This is a genomic window from Enterobacter cloacae complex sp. P42RS (assembly GCF_014930595.1).
GTDB lineage: Bacteria > Pseudomonadota > Gammaproteobacteria > Enterobacterales > Enterobacteriaceae > Enterobacter > Enterobacter bugandensis.
Genome location: NZ_JADBRK010000005.1, coordinates 246,586 through 263,283, shown reverse-complemented (window position 1 = coordinate 263,283; position 16,698 = coordinate 246,586). Strand labels below are relative to the sequence as shown.

Genomic DNA, 16,698 nt, shown 5'->3' with positions numbered 1-16,698 from the left:
ATACCGCTATTCAGTGATACGACGATAGACCGTCGGTGTGGTTTCCGGTGCTTTATCGTCAAGAGATATTGCCGCTTTCACCGCTTTCGCCGCGTCCTGCCAGCTGGCTTCGTCTTTCGCGTGGATCACCGCCAGCGGACGTTGGCCGTCGACGCTGTCGCCCAGACGGGCCATATCGGTAAAGCCGACGCTGTAATCAATGGTGTCCGATGCCTGACGACGACCGCCACCCATAGATACAACAGCCATGCCAAGCGCGCGGGTGTCCATGGCGGAGACAAAACCTTCGCCATCCGCATAAACAGCTTTGCTGAGCATCGCGGTCGGCAGGTATTTCGCGTAGTTTTCGACGAAATCGGTCGGGCCTTTCTGCGCCGCCACCATGCGGCCAAAGATCTCCGCCGCTTTGCCGTTGTCCAGCACCGCCTGAAGCTTCGCGCGGGCGTCCGCGTCGTCTTTGGCCAGCTTGCCGGAGATGAGCATCTCAACGCACAGCGCCATGGTGACATCGAACAGGCGCGGGTTACGGTATTCACCTGTGAGGAACTGCACGGCTTCGCGGACTTCAACCGCGTTACCGGCGCTGGAGGCCAGCACTTGGTTCATGTCGGTCAGCAGCGCGGTGGTGCGCACGCCCGCGCCGTTGGAGACGCCAACGATCGCTTCGGCAAGCTGAGCAGAGAGTTCATAGGTCGGCATAAACGCGCCGCTGCCCACCTTCACGTCCATCACCAGCGCGTCCAGCCCTTCCGCCAGTTTTTTGGCGAGGATAGAGGCGGTGATCAGCGGGATGGAGTCTACGGTGGCGGTAATATCACGCGTCGCGTAAAAACGCTTGTCTGCCGGAGCAAGAGAGCTGGTCTGGCCGATAATCGCCACGCCAACGTCTTTAATAATATCGCGGAAGCGATTGTCATCCGGGAAGATATCGAAGCCCGGAATGGCTTCCAGTTTGTCGAGCGTACCGCCGGTGTGGCCCAGGCCGCGCCCGGAGATCATGGGAACATAACCGCCGCAGGCTGCCACCATAGGGCCGAGCATCAGCGAAGTCACATCACCCACGCCGCCGGTGGAGTGTTTGTCCACAATCGGGCCGTTGAGGTTGAGGCTTTTCCAGTCCAGAACGGTTCCTGAATCTCGCATCGCCATGGTCAGCGACACGCGCTCAGGCATCGACATATCGTGGAAGAAAATGGTCATCGCCAGAGCCGCAATCTGCCCTTCTGAGACGGTGTTGTCACGAATGCCGTTGATGAAGAAGCGAATTTCTTCGTCGCTTAAAGCAAGACCATCACGTTTTTTACGAATAATTTCTTGTGCGAGAAACACGGTAACCCCCATGCGGAATCGGGTGAATGGCGGCGGGTACGCTTACCCGCCCTGCGATCCTGTAGGCCGGATAAGCGAAGCGTCATCCGGCATTGTCTGGCAATCAGTAGCTGCTTGCGCTCTTACCGTCGCCGTGACCCAGCGCCTTCAGCAGGCTTGCCAGCAGGCTGGACGCGCCGAAGCGGTAGTGGCGGGAGTCAGCCCACTCAGCGCCAAACAGTTCGTCGGCAATCGCCAGGAACTGCTGCGCGTCTTCCGCGGTACGTACGCCGCCCGCAGGTTTGAAGCCCACGGTTTTGGATACGCCCATATCGCGGATAACTTCCATCATGATGCGCGCGCTTTCCGGGGTCGCATTGACCGGCACTTTACCGGTAGAGGTTTTGATGAAATCCGCACCGGCTTTGATGGAGATTTCTGACGCCTTACGAATCAGCGCCTCTTCTTTCAGCTCACCGGTTTCGATGATCACTTTGAGCAGCACGTTTGCCGCCGCACACGCGTCTTTACAGGCTTTCACCAGGTCAAAACCGACCTGCTCGTTGCCGGCAATCAGCGCGCGGTACGGGAACACCACGTCAACTTCGTCTGCGCCGTAGGCAATTGCCGCGCGGGTTTCCGCCAGCGCAATCTCAATGTCGTCATTGCCGTGCGGGAAGTTAGTCACGGTTGCAATGCGCACGTCCGGCGTGCCCTGCTCTTTCAGTGTTTTGCGGGCAATCGGGATAAAGCGCGGGTAGATACAGACGGCGGCGGTGTTACCCACTGGCGTTTTTGCCTGATGGCACAGGGCGATGACTTTTTCATTGGTGTCGTCATCGTTCAGGGTGGTCAGGTCCATCAGCTTCAACGCGCGCAGGCTGCTTGCAGTTAAATCGGTCATAACATTCTCCAACGGCAGTGCCGTATAAATTTTACCTTGCGGGTCTGTGAGTATTCTAACATTCACCCGCATCCACACTTCGACATTCATCACAGTTAATGAAAACTGCGTACAAATTTGCATTACTGTAATGAGATCTTCTTCAAACTTTAGCGTGCAAGTTGCTGACTAAAGCAGCGATACCCCTTGTTGGATCAAAAGCGCCGGCAGGCTGGCTTCCTACAATCCGTTCATCATCCGCAGAACATTCAAGGAAGTGAACATGCCCGACGCCCTGCAACAACGTTGCCAGCACATTGTGACAAGCCCGGTGTTAACCCCGGAGCAAAAACGTCATTTTCTGGCGCTGGAAGCGGAAAATTATCTGCCCTACCCGACGCTATCTCCGGCCGCCCGCGCCGCGCTGGACGAGGGGTTTATCTGCGACATGTACGAAGGTCATGCCCCCTACAAACCGCGTTACGTGCTGCCGGATTATGAAAAATTCCTGGCTAACGGTTCGGAATGGCTGGAGCTGGAAGGCGCGAAAGATCTTGATGACGCCCTCTCTCTCTTAACTATTCTCTATCACCATGTTCCTTCAGTGACATCAATGCCGGTCTATCTGGGGCAGCTTGATGCGCTACTGAACCCGTATGTTAGAATTCTAACACAAGAAGAAATCGATAGCCGAATAAAACGTTTCTGGCGCTATCTCGACAGAACGCTGCCCGATGCGTTTATGCACGCCAACATCGGGCCCGCCGACGGCCCTGTCACCCGTGCCATTCTGCGTGCAGATGCTGAACTGAAGCAGGTTGCGCCCAATCTGACCTTTATCTACGATCCTGAGTTCACCCCAGACGATTTACTGCTTGAGGTGGCAAAAAACATTTGTGAATGCAGCAAACCGCATATTTCAAACGGTCCGGTGAATGATAAAATTTTCACAAAAGGCCGTTTTGGCGTGGTGAGCTGTTACAACTCTCTGCCGCTGGCGGGCGGTGGCAGCACCCTGGTGCGCCTTAACCTCAAGGCAATCGCCGAACACAGCACATCCATTGACGACTTCTTCACCCACACGCTACCGCACTACTGCCAGCAGCAAATCGCCATCATCGATGCGCGCTGCGATTTTCTGTACGGGCAATCCGGCTTCTTTGAGAATAGCTTCCTGGTAAAAGAAGGGCTGATTGATGCCGATCGGTTTGTGCCGATGTTTGGCATGTACGGTCTTGCCGAAGCGGTGAACGTACTGTGTGAGAAAGCAGGCATGGCGGGGCGTTACGGGAAAGACGAGCAGGCCAACGGGCTGGGTTATCGCATCAGCGAACAGCTTGCGGCGTTTGTTGAAAATACGCCGGTGAAGCACGGCTGGAAGCATCGCGCGATGCTGCACGCCCAGTCAGGCATCAGCTCCGATTCGGGCACCACGCCGGGGGCGCGTCTGCCGTACGGTGACGAGCCGGATCCTGTCAGTCATCTGCTGGCCGTAGCGCCACACCATAAACACTATCATTCCGGGATCAGCGATATTTTAACGCTGGATGAGACGGTAAAACGCAATCCGCAGGCGGTGGTTCAGCTTTGCCTGGGGGCGTTCAGGGCCGGTATGCGTGAGTTCACCGCGAATGTGGCCGGTAACGATCTGGTACGCGTGACCGGCTATATGGTTCGCTTGTCGGATCTGGAGAAATACCGGGAAGCGGGTTCAAGAACGAACACCACGTGGCTGGGGGAAGAGGCCGCACGCAATACCCGTATTCTGGAACGTCAGCCGCGCGTGATAAGCCATGAACAGCAGATGCGCTTTAGTTAGTCAGGTCATCCCCTTCTCCTGCGTGGACGGGCCGGGCAGCCGCCTGGCGCTGTTCCTGCAGGGCTGCAACCTGCGCTGCAAAACCTGCCACAACCCGTGGACCATCGGGCGCTGCAATGACTGCGGGGACTGCGTGCCCCACTGCCCGCACGACGCGCTGACCATTCAGGCCGGACGCGTCTGGTGGCAGGAGAGTCACTGCCAGCAGTGCGACACCTGCCTGCGCCTGTGCCAGCAGCAGGCCACGCCTATGGCACACCGCCTGAGCGTCGACGAGATCCTCGTTCAGGTCCGTAAATCCGCGCCCTTTATCGAAGGGATCACCGTGAGCGGCGGCGAAGCCACAACCCAACTGCCGTTTTTGATCGCCCTGTTTACCGCGATCAAAACCGATCCTGAGCTACATCATTTAACCTGCCTGGTAGACAGTAACGGTCTGCTAAGCGAAACCGGCTGGCAAAAACTGCTGCCAGTGCTGGATGGCGCAATGCTGGATCTCAAAGCGTGGGGGAATGAACATCACCGCTTCCTGACCGGACGCGAGAACCCGCAGATTAAGGAGAGTATTCGCTGGCTGGCAGACCGTCACCGTTTGACGGAGCTCCGCTTGCTGGTCATCCCGGAACAGTGTGATTATCTGGAACATATCAAACCGTTGATCGCGTTCATCCACGGGCTGGGGAATGTTCCGGTGCGTATTAACGCGTTTCATGCACACGGAGTTTACGGCGAGGCGGCGTCATGGCGCAGCGCCACGCAGGAGGATATTGAACCGCTGGCGCGGGCGCTGGAAAAACAGAAGATAACGGTGATTCGTCCGGCGCTTTATCTATAGCGTGATACCAAAAACCGAACGGGTATTTTCGAGCAGCGCGCTGGCAATGACCTCTTCAGGTTCCTGACGCAGTTCGCACAGCACGTCAAACACCCGCGCCGCCTGTTCCGGGCGATTCGGCTGCCCCTGAAAACCATTCAGCGGCATATCGGGGGCATCCGTTTCCAGTAACAGCGCAGAGAGAGGCAGCTGCGCCATTACGTCACGGGTTTTACTGGCGCGCGGATAGGAGATGGTGCCACCGACGCCAATTTTATAGCCCAGTTCAATAAAACGCTGCGCCTGCTGCAGGCTGCCGGAAAAACCATGCACTACGCCTCTTCGCGGCAGGTCGATGCGCTTCAGGTGCATCGCCAGTTTGTCATGAGTGCGTCGGGAGTGGAGGATCACCGGCAGATCGTGACGTTTTGCCAGCCGAAGCTGCGCGTCGAGGATCGTCTGCTGGCGTTCAAACTGCGGATCTTCGCGATAGAGATCGAGGCCGATCTCGCCGATGGCGACAAGTTTCTCTCCTGCACGTTGCAGCACCCGATCCAGCTCTTCAAGATGCTCATCGCGATGGCGCTCAATCACAATCGGATGCAGGCCGAGCGCGGCATAAAGCGCGGAGTATCGCGCGGAAAGATCCAGCACGCGGGTAAAATAGGCCGCTTCAACCGACGGCACAATGATGGCCTGCACGCCGGCTTCGGCAGCTTTCGCAATGCTTAGCGCTTCATTCCCCGTAAACGGCGGGAAATCAAAGTGGCAGTGGGTATCAACAAAGCGGTGCGTCACGCCAGATCCTCATTATCCAGTAAAGCGTCATTCGCCTGCGGAATGTCCAACAGCGGCATGGTCAGGGCGTCATTGGCGACAATTGCAGGTGGCGTAATAATGCGTTTATGCCGATGCAGAGGCGGTTGCTCGGCCAGCATTTTCCCGACGGTCGCCAGGAAGTAACGCCCGCACAGCCGCCCCGTTTTGTAATCCATACGCAACGCAGGCAACCGGCTGCCCAACGCCATGCTCAGCAGCGGCTTAGGCGGATAAATTTCAAAGATGCGCAGCTTGCCCGGGGGTTTTTCAATAAAGCGCTGCATCGCGCCGTAGGTGGTTTCATGCTGCTTCGCGATGTTCACCAGCGGCTGCAGGCTGCTGTCGCCCAGCCAGCGCTCCATCCGCTTAAACCACTGGGGGGTGTAATACATTTGCGACGGAACGGTACGGATCACCACGATAGTTTTCGCCCCGCGTCGCGCGGCTTCCTGCACCGGCACCGCGTCGCTGATGCCGCCGTCCAGATAGCTGATGCCATCCAGCAGCGCGCCGGTACGATAAAAACCGGGAATAGCGCTGGAGGCGCGGATGATGTCGAGCCAGTTCTCCTTCTGCGGTGAGAAATAGCCCGGCGAATAGTCATCCCCCCGGCTGGCGCACATCCAGAATTCTTTGCCGCTATCAAACAGGCGGGCAGCGGTATCCATGGCCAGCGGCATCTGGCTGGAGGTCGACTCCAGCAGCCAGTCGAGATCGATCAGGTTGCCGCCGCGCACGAAGCGCACCGGGTTAAAAAATTCTTTCGCCGTGGTGAAGCGCATGATCACTTTTCGCGCGTAGCCGGGCTGGTTACAGACATAGGCAGAGAGATTCTGCGCCCCGGCGGACGTGCCGAAGTAGAGGTCAAACGGGTTGAACTGCGCGCGCATAAATTCATCCAGCACGCCGGCGGTGAAAATGCCGCGCTGTCCTCCCCCCTCGCAGACCAGTGCGAGTTGACCCGCACTAAACGGTTTTAACGTCAGCGGCGCAATATTGCCGAGCGTAACGGGAATTCGTTGCCCCACCTCTGCTTTCCTTTTTTGATTATTTTATCACTCCACAGTAACGCACCCGACCTGTAACGCAAATAAGAAAAAGCCAGTCGCAGTGACTGGCTTTATTTTGTTGAAGGAATATTGCGTTTGCTACGGACGTCTACGACCCGTAAACAGGCTGACCAGGAACAGAATAATACCGACGACGAAGACAATTTTAGCTGCCCATGCCGCTGTACCTGCCAGACCACCAAAGCCCAATGCGGCGGCAATTAACGCGATAACCAGAAATATAATGCCCCAACGAAACATAAGCTTCTCCTTTACCATAGTTAATGTCGGCCGCTAAACGTGAGCGCTCAGGTCACTCACCGGCGTTTTTCCAGAGTCGTTCTTATTTCGCCCGCAGGGTTAAACCTTACGGGCGAATGGTCCAGAATTACTTCGTTTTCAGATCGTTTTTAACGCTTTTAACACCATCAATGGCTTTCGCAATTGACTCGGCGCGTTCACTTTGTGCCTGTGAATCAACCGTACCGGAAAGCTGAACCACGCCATCGGTGGTTTCCACTTTCACCTTACGAGACGGCACGATGTCATCTGCTAACAGTTTAGCTTTGATTTCGCTGGTAGTAGCGGCATCACCGGCATAACCTTTCACCGAGGCGTTTTTACCGTCGCGAACGTGCAGTTTATCGCTCACGGATGCGACACCTTCGACACCCTTCGCCACCTTCACAGCCTGTTCGGCCTGGGCCTGGCTTTCAACAAAGCCACTCAGGGTAACGACCTTTTTGTCGGTCTTAACGGAAATATCGGTGCTCTTGATGGCTTCATCATCCACCAGTGCGGCTTTCACTTTTGCTGTGATAGAGCTGTCGTCCATGAAATTACCGACTTTATTCATAGAGCTATCGATTTTTTGCCCTGCGGTGTCGGCCGTGGACTGTGCTTTATCCATGGTGCTGCTTTCCGCCAGGGCGGAACCGCTAACCAGAACGCTACCCAGTGTTACAGCCAGCAGAGTTTTAGAAATCTTCAGTCTTGTCATATTCATCGATGTATTCCTGTGTTTTACCCGTTATTCGGGCTAAATACTTCCTTAGTAGTTTTATATATCGCGAATAAACACACGGGTGAAATGGAGAACCAATCGACATGCATTGAACAGTTAATTCATCCATGCCCGGTGCTAAACACTGAGTTAAATATAGATCACTCTCACAATGCCGCTTTCAGAATTGCGTAAAAAACGCGCGAATAGCGTGAATTTGCGGTGAATTAAGAACATTCCGCAAGGGACTAATAAGACAGGAATAAAAGAAGAGCACGGCGATTGCCGTGCTCCGGGAGGGGATTAGTGTTCGCGCGTTTTGCGGAACTGAACGTCTGGATAACGTTCCTGCGTCAGGTTCAGGTTGACCATCGTTGGCGCGATATAGGTCAGGTTGTCGCCGCCATCGAGCGCCAGCTGAATTTCGTTCTTACGCTTAAATTCTTCGAATTTCTTCACGTCAGAACACTCAACCCAGCGCGCTGTCGCCACGTTGACCGATTCGTAAATCGCTTCCACGTTGTACTCGCTCTTCAGGCGCGCAACCACCACGTCGAACTGCAGCACACCGACCGCGCCGACAATCAGATCGTTGTTGGCGATTGGACGGAACACCTGGACGGCACCCTCTTCAGAGAGCTGAACAAGGCCTTTCAGCAGCTGTTTCTGCTTCAGCGGATCGCGCAGACGAATGCGACGGAACAGCTCCGGTGCGAAGTTCGGAATACCCGTGAACTTCATCATCTCGCCCTGGGTGAAGGTATCGCCGATCTGGATCGTACCGTGGTTGTGCAGACCGATGATGTCGCCCGGATACGCCTCTTCAACGTGCGAACGGTCGCCCGCCATAAAGGTCAGCGCGTCGGAAATCACGACATCTTTACCGATGCGCACCTGGCGCAGCTTCATGCCCTTCTCATACTTACCGGACACCACGCGCATGAAGGCCACGCGGTCGCGGTGTTTCGGGTCCATGTTGGCCTGAATTTTAAAGACGAAGCCGGTGAACTTCTCTTCCTTCGCTTCCACTTCGCGGGTGTCGGTTTTACGCGGCATAGGCTGAGGTGCCCACTCCACCAGACCGTCCAGCATGTGATCAACGCCGAAGTTACCCAGCGCGGTACCGAAGAAGACCGGGGTAATTTCGCCGCTCAGGAACAGTTCTTTGTCGAACTCGTGAGACGCACCCTTCACCAGCTCCAGCTCGTCGCGCAGCTGCGCGGCCAGCTCTTCGCCAACGGCGGCATCGAGATCCGGGTTGTCCAGACCTTTCACAATGCGCACTTCCTGAATGGTGTGGCCTTTACCGGTCTGATACAGGTAAGTTTCGTCTTTATAGAGGTGATAAACCCCTTTGAACAGCTTACCGCAGCCAATTGGCCAGGTGATTGGCGCACAGGCGATCTTCAGCTCGTTTTCCACTTCATCCATCAGCTCCATCGGATCGCGGATGTCACGGTCGAGTTTGTTCATAAAGGTGAGGATCGGCGTATCGCGCAGACGGGTAACTTCCATCAGCTTGCGGGTACGATCTTCTACACCCTTCGCGGCGTCGATCACCATCAGACAGCAGTCCACCGCCGTCAGGGTACGGTAGGTATCTTCGGAGAAGTCTTCGTGCCCCGGGGTGTCCAGCAGGTTCACCAGGCAGTCGTGATACGGGAACTGCATCACGGAGGTGGTAATCGAAATACCACGCTGCTTTTCCATCTCCATCCAGTCAGATTTTGCATGCTGGCTGGAGCCACGGCCTTTAACGGTACCCGCAGTCTGGATCGCCTGTCCGAACAGCAACACCTTCTCGGTGATGGTCGTTTTACCGGCATCCGGGTGCGAGATAATGGCAAAAGTACGGCGCTTGGCCACCTCTTGCAGATAAGGAGACAACGTCATAATTAAATCTTCTTTTATAAGCGCGGCAGCACGCCACGCATCATGGAATACAAAATTGCGGCTATTTTACCCATCAACGGGGGGCAGGCAATCATTGTTTACACAGGAGTTGCTCCAGTTCGGTCAATGACGTGACGGTCCAGGTTGGCTCGATGCCTTCAGGCTTCACGCGGCCATGCGCATTCAGCCAGACGGTCGACAAACCTGACTTCATACCGCCAAGAATATCAGACTCTGCGGTATCACCCACCATCAGCACGCGATCGCGGTCGGGATTACCGGCCTGCGCCAGCGCATAATCGAAAATTCGCGGATCCGGTTTCGGCACGCCGACCTCTTCCGAGATCACCAGTGCGTCAAAATGATCGCGCAGGCCGGTGCGCTCAAGGCGGATCTGCTGCAGGGCGGTAAAACCATTGGTGATGATCCCCAGTTTCACCTTGCCTTTCAACGCATTCAGCAGGGAAACCGCGCCCGGCAGGGGCGCACAGATATCGGCCATGGCGTTAAGGAAAGCCTCGTTCAGCGTGCCCGGACTAACCTTTAAGCGCTCCGCCCAGACGTCAAATCGCTGGTGCTGAAGTTGTAACGCAGTGATGGCACCGTTCTGGTAATCCACCCACAGCGGCTTGTTGACCGCCTGATAGTCCTGAAAATCTTCGGCGGTGAAGGTCACGCTATAGTCGAGAAACATCCGCTGTAGGCCGCCGAACGAGTCAAACGTAAACAGCGTTTCGTCGGCATCAAAGAAAATCCAGTCCCATTTCATCGTTACAACCTTATATTCGTTATCCAATTGGCAGAGCCATGATAATGGCGTCTTCACGTCCCTCTGCGGTGGGATAGTAGTTACGTCGGACTGTCGCCTCGTTAAAGCCTAAGCTTTCATAGAGCGCGATGGCGGCGACATTCGACGCGCGCACCTCCAGCCACAGGGTGAAAACGTCGCGGGTTTCGAGCTCACGAATGAGATGCTCAAGCAGTTCTCTGCCCAGCCCACGGCGCTGAAACGCCGGGTCGACGGCGATGTTAAACAGCGTCGCCTCGTCAAGAACCACCTGCGTGATGGCAAACGCGGCCAGGGTGCCGTCAACGTCCAGACGGTAGTTCAGATAGCGCTCGCCCTGATTGCTGGCAAACGTTTTTTCGCTCCACGGAAAGGCGTGGGCGCGTGTTTCAATCGCGAACGCTGCGGTCAGGTCAGGCGTCGTGAGGGAAGAAATCGTGTTCATATTCGCAGATTTGTTGCCATAGCGCGCTGCGCGCCTTTGGATTGGCTTTCAGCTCGTCCAGCGCTGGTGAGCTGATTTGGCTCCCCTGAAGAGAGATGTCGTTTGTCTCTCCGATGCGCCAGCTGTTACAGCGGCTATCAGGAGGAAGCATGGCAACCCGTTCCGGCGTCAGCTGTAAGACCTGGTCGGGCGTCAGCTTCAGGCTGCGAAGGACATCACCGATCAGGGGCTCATTCAGGGCAGGCAGTTCTTCCGCCACCATCACCAGCCGAACGTGCGCGGGGATGGAGATGGCGATTTCGCCCTGCAACGCCGTCGGGCGACGCAAAGCCCACTGGGTGATGCCCAGTTGCTGCAACTGCCAGTCTCGTCGGGATGTCATAGGGATAACTCCTGTCTCTCAGGCGCGCAAATATAGCAAATGTGTCGAAAGTGCGCCATCTACCTACTATAATCCCCGCCTGAGTTTATTGAGGAACAATTCATGTCTGCATTTACCCCGGCAAGTGAAGTCTTGCTGCGTCACAGTGATGATTTCGAAGAAAGCCGTATTCTGTTTGCCGGAGATATGCAGGATGACCTGCCCGCGCGTTTCGACTGTGCTGAAAGCCGTGCCCACACCCAATACTACCACCACTGGCAGGTGCTGAGCCGCCAGATGGGCGAGCGCGCACGCTTCAGCCTGGTGGCGGAGCAGAGCGATATTGCCGACTGCGATACGCTGATCTACTACTGGCCGAAGAACAAGCCGGAAGCCCAGTTCCAGCTGATGAACCTGCTCTCCCTGCTGCCGGTTGGCTGCGATATTTTCGTGGTCGGTGAAAACCGCAGCGGTGTCCGTAGCGCCGAGCAGATGCTGGAAGCCTACGCGCCGCTAACCAAAGTCGACAGCGCGCGCCGCTGCGGTCTGTATCATGGCCGTCTGGAAAAACAGACAACGTTTGATGCCAACACCTTCTGGGATGAGTATCAGCTTGAAGGCCTGACCATCAAAACCCTGCCGGGTGTCTTCAGCCGTGACGCGCTGGATACGGGCAGCAAGCTGCTGCTCTCCACCCTGACGCCGCACACCAAAGGCAAAGTGCTGGACGTGGGCTGCGGCGCGGGCGTGCTTTCAACGGTGCTTGCCAGCCATTCACCAAAAGTGCGCTTAACCCTGTGTGACGTGAGCGCCCCTGCGGTTGAAGCAAGCCGCGCAACGCTTGCGGCCAACGGCATTGAAGGCGACGTGATTGCCAGCAACGTCTTCTCTGACGTCACCGGCCGCTTTGACATGATCATTTCTAACCCGCCGTTCCACGACGGGATGGAAACCAGCCTCGAAGCTGCGCAAACCCTGATCCGTGGCGCGACTCGTCACCTCAACAGCGGCGGCGAGCTGCGCATCGTGGCGAACGCCTTCCTGGCGTACCCGAAAGTGCTGGACGAAACCTTCGGCTTCCACGAAGTGATCGCCCAGACGGGCCGCTTTAAGGTCTACCGCACCGTGATGACGCGTCAGGCAAAGAAATAATTCGCCAAACAATGCAGGCCGGATAAGCGCCAGCGCCATCCGGCAAGCAGGCGTCGCAATTCCGTCCATTTTTGCAGCAATCAATAAAAGGTGCGCACTTTTCTGTTGACGTAAAGCTGAAAACATCTAGAATGCGCCTCCGTGGTTACGATACTTTTACAGTATCGATGGTATGCGAAGGTGGCGGAATTGGTAGACGCGCTAGCTTCAGGTGTTAGTGTCCTTACGGATGTGGGGGTTCGAGTCCCCCCCCTCGCACCAATTATCTTATCTCCCTTCTGTAATACCTCTTATTTTCCCTGTTATTTCAAACTCATCATTATCACCAGAATTGCGCTGACTAATGCGACGCATGATGGCAGTAACACATAATGGCGTAGGTGCTTATGCCAGATCATGCCTGACGTCATCAGCAGCCCTGACACAATGATGGCCTTCCAGCTTTCGATGGAGAGATCGGCAAACATCAAACCGCCAAGGATTACGCCCGGCAGCAATACTCCCCATGCACTTCCCAGCGCCCTGTTCAACATACATCGCCCTTTCATAACGATAATGATAAACAATATCATATGATAAAAATTATCATTTGTCAGTGCAGTGAAGCAAAAAAAATCGCCCTTTCCCCTTATGTAGAATGACAGAAATTTCCTAAGGTGATAAATTGCTCACCTGTTAACTACACATAAAGTTTTTCTTATAATTACGCTTTGAGTTTTTTGCATAATTAAGTGCGAAACCACGCCTATTCATCTGTTTTAATTAAGTTTTAATAAAAACGCACGACTATGACATCACAATCCTGGCGGTCTTTGGTTCAAAAAAAATATCAATTATCGTTACGTTTATTTTTATTTCTGAACGCAACGTCAGCCGTGTTCTCGGTAACAAACCCGCTCTATTCTGTACGCGTGTTTTCTGCCCCTCTGATTGCTATTTTCGCGATCAGTACTGGCCTGTTCGTCTGGCACTGGAAAAAGCGCGCGCGGAAGATAAATATTCCTGCCGTTTCAGCAATCTTTGGTATTTTGTGGGCCTGGCAAATAGATTCGAAATTTTCGCTAATTACCCATGACCAGGCGATGTATTTGATAATAGCTTTACTCACGGTGCTTTTTATCGGAACGCTGGCCTTCGCCAGTAATATCAAAGCATTTACGCTGCACTCGCTCCCCGCCTTTATTGTCTGCATGTGGTTAAGTGACCAGGATATATGGCTAAGAATGTCCTATTCTTTCGCACTTCCTGTGGTGGCTATTGCTATTCATAACATTTTGCAACGGCGCAACGATCGCTTCGCCCAGGAGCTGCTCTCTCGCCTGCTGGAAGAACGGGAAACTCTGACCGATCTCAGTATGATGGACCCGCTAACCGGGCTCTATAATCGTCGCGGCCTGCAGAGCCGTCTGGAGAATCTACCGGCGGTAGAAAACGGCGAACATTTTGTTCTTTTGATGGATATCGACCACTTCAAAGCCTATAACGACCATTATGGCCATATGATGGGTGACCAGGCGCTGAAGCGCGTCTCTGCGGCAATTCGTGATGCCGTCCGCTCGCGCGATATTGTGGCGCGTTTCGGTGGGGAAGAGTTCATGGTGCTGCTGACGAATATTTCACTTGAACACGCCCGCCATACGGCAGAGCGGATCCGTCAGAAAGTCTATGATTTGAAAATCCCCCATCTGTTCAACGAAAGCGTCGCCACCAATGTCACCATCAGCATCGGAATTGCCATTTTCGAAAACGAGGACGTGGAAAGCGCTCTGGAGAGAGCGGACAGAGCCCTCTATGAAGCAAAGCATTTAGGTCGCAATAACATTCTGCTGAGTGAAGAGCTACAAACCGCTTAAGCGCGTCTTCGGTTAATCAGGACAAAAGTCTTGCCATTGGTATGAGCAATAGTTAGGATTGGCAATCATTATCATTTAGATTTCTATCTCAACTATGGCTACGCATACCGCACACATCGTTGAACCACTCCTCTGGCGAGCGCCCCTCACCAGCGGGAATGCGTCGCTTGCGGATGCCATACGGGACAAGATTGCTAAGACGCGCGCCCACCTGCTGGACTTTATCAGGCTTGATGAAGCGCCCCCGCATCATGCCATGACGCTCGCTGAGTGGCAGCAGCCCTCTACGCTGCAGTCGCTGCTTGCAACCTATTCCGACCATATCTATCGCAATCAGCCGACCCTAACGCGGGAAAATAAACCTCTGCTTTCCCTGTGGGCACAGTGGTATATCGGGCTGATGGTTCCCCCACTCATGCTGGCGGTATTAACCCAAAAGAGCATGCTGGCGCTCTCCCCGGATCATTTTCACGTCGAGTTCCACGAAACTGGCCGAGCAGCCTGCTTCTGGATTGATCTGCACGAAGATCGCGGCGCAGAGCAGTTCTCTGCTCAGGAACGTCTGGAACAGCTTGTCATCCAGGCCCTGATCCCAGTAGTAGAGGCACTTGAAGCAACGGGCGAGATCAACGGGAAGCTTATCTGGAGTAATACCGGGTATTTAATTCACTGGTATTTAACAGAAATGAAGCCGCTGCTTGGCGATGAGAAAGTGGAGGCCCTGCGCCAGTCCTGCTTCTTTGCCAAACAGCTTTCCGATGGTCGCGATAATCCGTTATTCCGTACCGTTGTGCTCCGTGACGGGCTTCTGGTACGCCGTACCTGCTGCCAGCGCTATCGCCTGCCGGACGTTAAGCAGTGCGGGGATTGCACGCTGAAGTAGTGCAGTGAATTGCCCGGTGACGCTTCGCTTACCGGGCCTACAAAAACCTCGACTCGTAGGCCGGGTAAGGCGCAGCCACCCCCCGGCACAAGGTCTTTAAGCCACCTGCTGATTGTCCTCTTCCCCATTACGCTGTGCTTCTTCCGCTTCCTGCTCCAGCAGCTGCTTCTCGTACACTTTGAAGAACGGGTAGTAGATGATTGCCGACACGCAGGCCAGAACCACAACCAGGATAGCCGCGCGGAAATCCCAGCCCAGGGCCCATGCTGCGCCTATCGGCGCCGGTGCCGTCCAGGGAACCACTGAAATAACACGACCAATCAGATCAAACGTCATCGCCGCCCAGGCCAGCACGGCGTTAACCATCGGGGCTAGCAGGAACGGAATAAAGAACACCGGGTTCATTACGATCGGCGTACCGAAGATAACGGGTTCGTTGATGTTGAAGAAGCTGGGCACCACGCTCAATCGGCCAATAGAGCGTAAATGCGCTGAACGGCTGCGCAGATAGCAAATCACCAGACCCATCGTCGCACCCGACCCGCCAATCACGATGAAGAACGTCCAGAAGGCTTCCATAAAAATATGTGGCAGAGGATGGCCGGCAGCCAGCGCGGTCTGGTTCGCTCCGAGGTTAGTCAGCCAGAACATCTGCAGCATCCCGGAGACAATAGCCGCTCCGTGGATCCCGGCGAACCACAGCAAATGACCAATCAACACCGCCAGCAGGATCGCGGGCAGCGAATCCGCCGCGGAAACCAGAGGCTTGAAGATGGACATAATTGCCTGCGGGATCAGCATGTCAAACTGAGACTGAATCACCAGGCTCAGCGGATAAAGCGTTAACACCACCACCAGCACCGGAATCAGCAGGTCAAAGGAGTTTTTGATCATCGGCGGCACCTGGTCCGGCAGGCGAATACCGATGTTATGCGCCTTCAGGAAACGCATCATTTCAACGCAGTAAATTGCCACCAGAATGGCGGTAAAAATACCCGTTCCACCCAGGCTGTCGACGGGAAGCGTGCCTTTGGTTTTCGGGGCGGCAACCAGCAGAAACGCCATCAGCGACAGCATGGCGCACATGAACGGATCCAGCTGGTGCGTTTTGACATAATGTTTGCCAAGGTTATAGGCGATGGCCGCGCAGATATAAATGGACATAATGCCCATCGTCATATCAAACGGCGTCAGGATCTGGCCTTCAAACTGCTTCGCCATATCCAGCCAGGCGCGTGCGAAACCCCAGGTGGTATCAGGCGAAAACGGTGGGTAAGCAAACACTAATAAAAATGAACCCACAATCATGAACGGCATCGCGGAGATGAACCCATCACGGATAGCCATGACATGACGCTGGGACGAGATCCGCCCGGCGATCGGGCTCACGTAATTTTCAACGAAACGGAATATCAGATTAAACGCAGCATGGTTGGCAGACATGGTTGATCTCCTGTCAGACGTTTATTACAGGCGCGCTCGCGCCGCACGTTGTTCCATAAATCAGCTTCACAACCTTGCTGGCTTGCGTACCAGCGGTACTGCTCAGACGAAATGGTTTCATAATTGGCTCTTATTATTGGATACAGGGGACGTTACATACTCAGTATTAATCTACGCATCACGCTC

Annotated in this window: 17 protein-coding genes and 1 tRNA gene; 6 read left to right on the top strand and 12 right to left on the bottom strand. The window is 54.9% G+C overall.

The annotated features are described in order from the left end of the window. Nucleotides 1-6: 6 nt before the first annotated feature. The gene (deoA, locus tag IM314_RS09155; protein ID WP_049137794.1) at nt 7-1,329 is read right to left on the bottom strand and encodes a thymidine phosphorylase; all 1,323 of its coding nucleotides are present in this window, start codon (nt 1,327-1,329) and stop codon (nt 7-9) included. Between the two features lie 103 nt (nt 1,330-1,432). Next, complete coding sequence (gene deoC, locus IM314_RS09150) at nt 1,433-2,212, bottom strand: deoxyribose-phosphate aldolase (RefSeq protein ID WP_032644972.1); 780 nt, start codon at nt 2,210-2,212, stop codon at nt 1,433-1,435. A 262-nt stretch (nt 2,213-2,474) separates the two neighbouring features. On the opposite strand from deoC, the gene IM314_RS09145 reads away from it, so the two are divergent. Then, on the top strand, nt 2,475-4,010 hold the full coding sequence (locus tag IM314_RS09145; RefSeq protein ID WP_193358545.1) for a YjjI family glycine radical enzyme: 1,536 nt from the start codon (nt 2,475-2,477) through the stop codon (nt 4,008-4,010). Next, nucleotides 3,985-4,845: a YjjW family glycine radical enzyme activase gene (locus IM314_RS09140; RefSeq protein ID WP_045631117.1), complete on the top strand. Its 861-nt coding sequence runs from the start codon at nt 3,985-3,987 to the stop codon at nt 4,843-4,845. The genes IM314_RS09145 and IM314_RS09140 overlap by 26 nt, the downstream gene beginning before the upstream one ends. Here IM314_RS09140 and IM314_RS09135 read toward each other — a convergent pair. From IM314_RS09135 to IM314_RS09100, 8 genes are all read right to left on the bottom strand, one after another. Beyond that, nucleotides 4,840-5,622 (bottom strand): TatD family hydrolase, encoded by a 783-nt coding sequence (locus IM314_RS09135; protein WP_047363624.1) that lies wholly within the window; start codon nt 5,620-5,622, stop codon nt 4,840-4,842. The genes IM314_RS09140 and IM314_RS09135 overlap by 6 nt on opposite strands. Then, nucleotides 5,619-6,671 (bottom strand): patatin family protein, encoded by a 1,053-nt coding sequence (locus IM314_RS09130; protein WP_041911294.1) that lies wholly within the window; start codon nt 6,669-6,671, stop codon nt 5,619-5,621. The genes IM314_RS09135 and IM314_RS09130 overlap by 4 nt, the downstream gene beginning before the upstream one ends. A gap of 120 nt (nt 6,672-6,791) precedes the next feature. Beyond that, entirely contained in the window at nt 6,792-6,953 is a 162-nt protein-coding gene (locus tag IM314_RS09125; RefSeq protein WP_003856556.1) for a DUF1328 domain-containing protein, read from the bottom strand. Between the two features lie 127 nt (nt 6,954-7,080). Beyond that, on the bottom strand, nt 7,081-7,698 hold the full coding sequence (gene osmY, locus IM314_RS09120) for a molecular chaperone OsmY (protein ID WP_028015434.1): 618 nt from the start codon (nt 7,696-7,698) through the stop codon (nt 7,081-7,083). Nucleotides 7,699-7,998: 300 nt separating this feature from the next. Continuing rightward, complete coding sequence (gene prfC, locus IM314_RS09115; protein ID WP_028015433.1) at nt 7,999-9,588, bottom strand: peptide chain release factor 3; 1,590 nt, start codon at nt 9,586-9,588, stop codon at nt 7,999-8,001. 91 nt (nt 9,589-9,679) lie between these two features. Next, nucleotides 9,680-10,357 carry a pyrimidine 5'-nucleotidase gene (yjjG, locus tag IM314_RS09110; RefSeq protein ID WP_041911295.1) on the bottom strand — a complete coding sequence of 226 codons (678 nt, stop codon included), beginning with the start codon at nt 10,355-10,357 and terminating at the stop codon, nt 9,680-9,682. Between the two features lie 19 nt (nt 10,358-10,376). After that, a complete protein-coding gene (gene rimI / locus IM314_RS09105; protein WP_028015431.1) occupies nt 10,377-10,820 on the bottom strand; it encodes a ribosomal protein S18-alanine N-acetyltransferase in 444 nt (147 codons plus the stop codon). Beyond that, complete coding sequence (locus IM314_RS09100) at nt 10,789-11,202, bottom strand: DNA polymerase III subunit psi (RefSeq protein ID WP_041911296.1); 414 nt, start codon at nt 11,200-11,202, stop codon at nt 10,789-10,791. The genes rimI and IM314_RS09100 overlap by 32 nt, the downstream gene beginning before the upstream one ends. A gap of 102 nt (nt 11,203-11,304) precedes the next feature. On the opposite strand from IM314_RS09100, the gene rsmC reads away from it, so the two are divergent. After that, entirely contained in the window at nt 11,305-12,333 is a 1,029-nt protein-coding gene (rsmC, locus tag IM314_RS09095) for a 16S rRNA (guanine(1207)-N(2))-methyltransferase RsmC (RefSeq protein WP_045631113.1), read from the top strand. A 174-nt stretch (nt 12,334-12,507) separates the two neighbouring features. Continuing rightward, nucleotides 12,508-12,594, top strand: a tRNA-Leu gene (locus IM314_RS09090). 41 nt (nt 12,595-12,635) lie between these two features. Here the strand turns inward: IM314_RS09090 and IM314_RS09085 are convergent. Next, complete coding sequence (locus IM314_RS09085; RefSeq protein ID WP_032644970.1) at nt 12,636-12,905, bottom strand: DUF1435 domain-containing protein; 270 nt, start codon at nt 12,903-12,905, stop codon at nt 12,636-12,638. A 216-nt stretch (nt 12,906-13,121) separates the two neighbouring features. Here IM314_RS09085 and IM314_RS09080 point away from each other — a divergent pair, with 216 nt between their 5' ends. Further along, on the top strand, nt 13,122-14,186 hold the full coding sequence (locus IM314_RS09080; protein ID WP_193358546.1) for a GGDEF domain-containing protein: 1,065 nt from the start codon (nt 13,122-13,124) through the stop codon (nt 14,184-14,186). A gap of 94 nt (nt 14,187-14,280) precedes the next feature. After that, nucleotides 14,281-15,069, top strand: a complete 789-nt coding sequence (gene fhuF, locus IM314_RS09075; RefSeq protein ID WP_028015426.1) for a siderophore-iron reductase FhuF — start codon at nt 14,281-14,283, stop codon at nt 15,067-15,069. Between the two features lie 96 nt (nt 15,070-15,165). Here the strand turns inward: fhuF and IM314_RS09070 are convergent, their stop codons facing one another. Then, on the bottom strand, nt 15,166-16,512 hold the full coding sequence (locus IM314_RS09070; protein ID WP_028015425.1) for a PTS sugar transporter subunit IIC: 1,347 nt from the start codon (nt 16,510-16,512) through the stop codon (nt 15,166-15,168). Between the last annotated feature and the right edge of the window lie 186 nt (nt 16,513-16,698).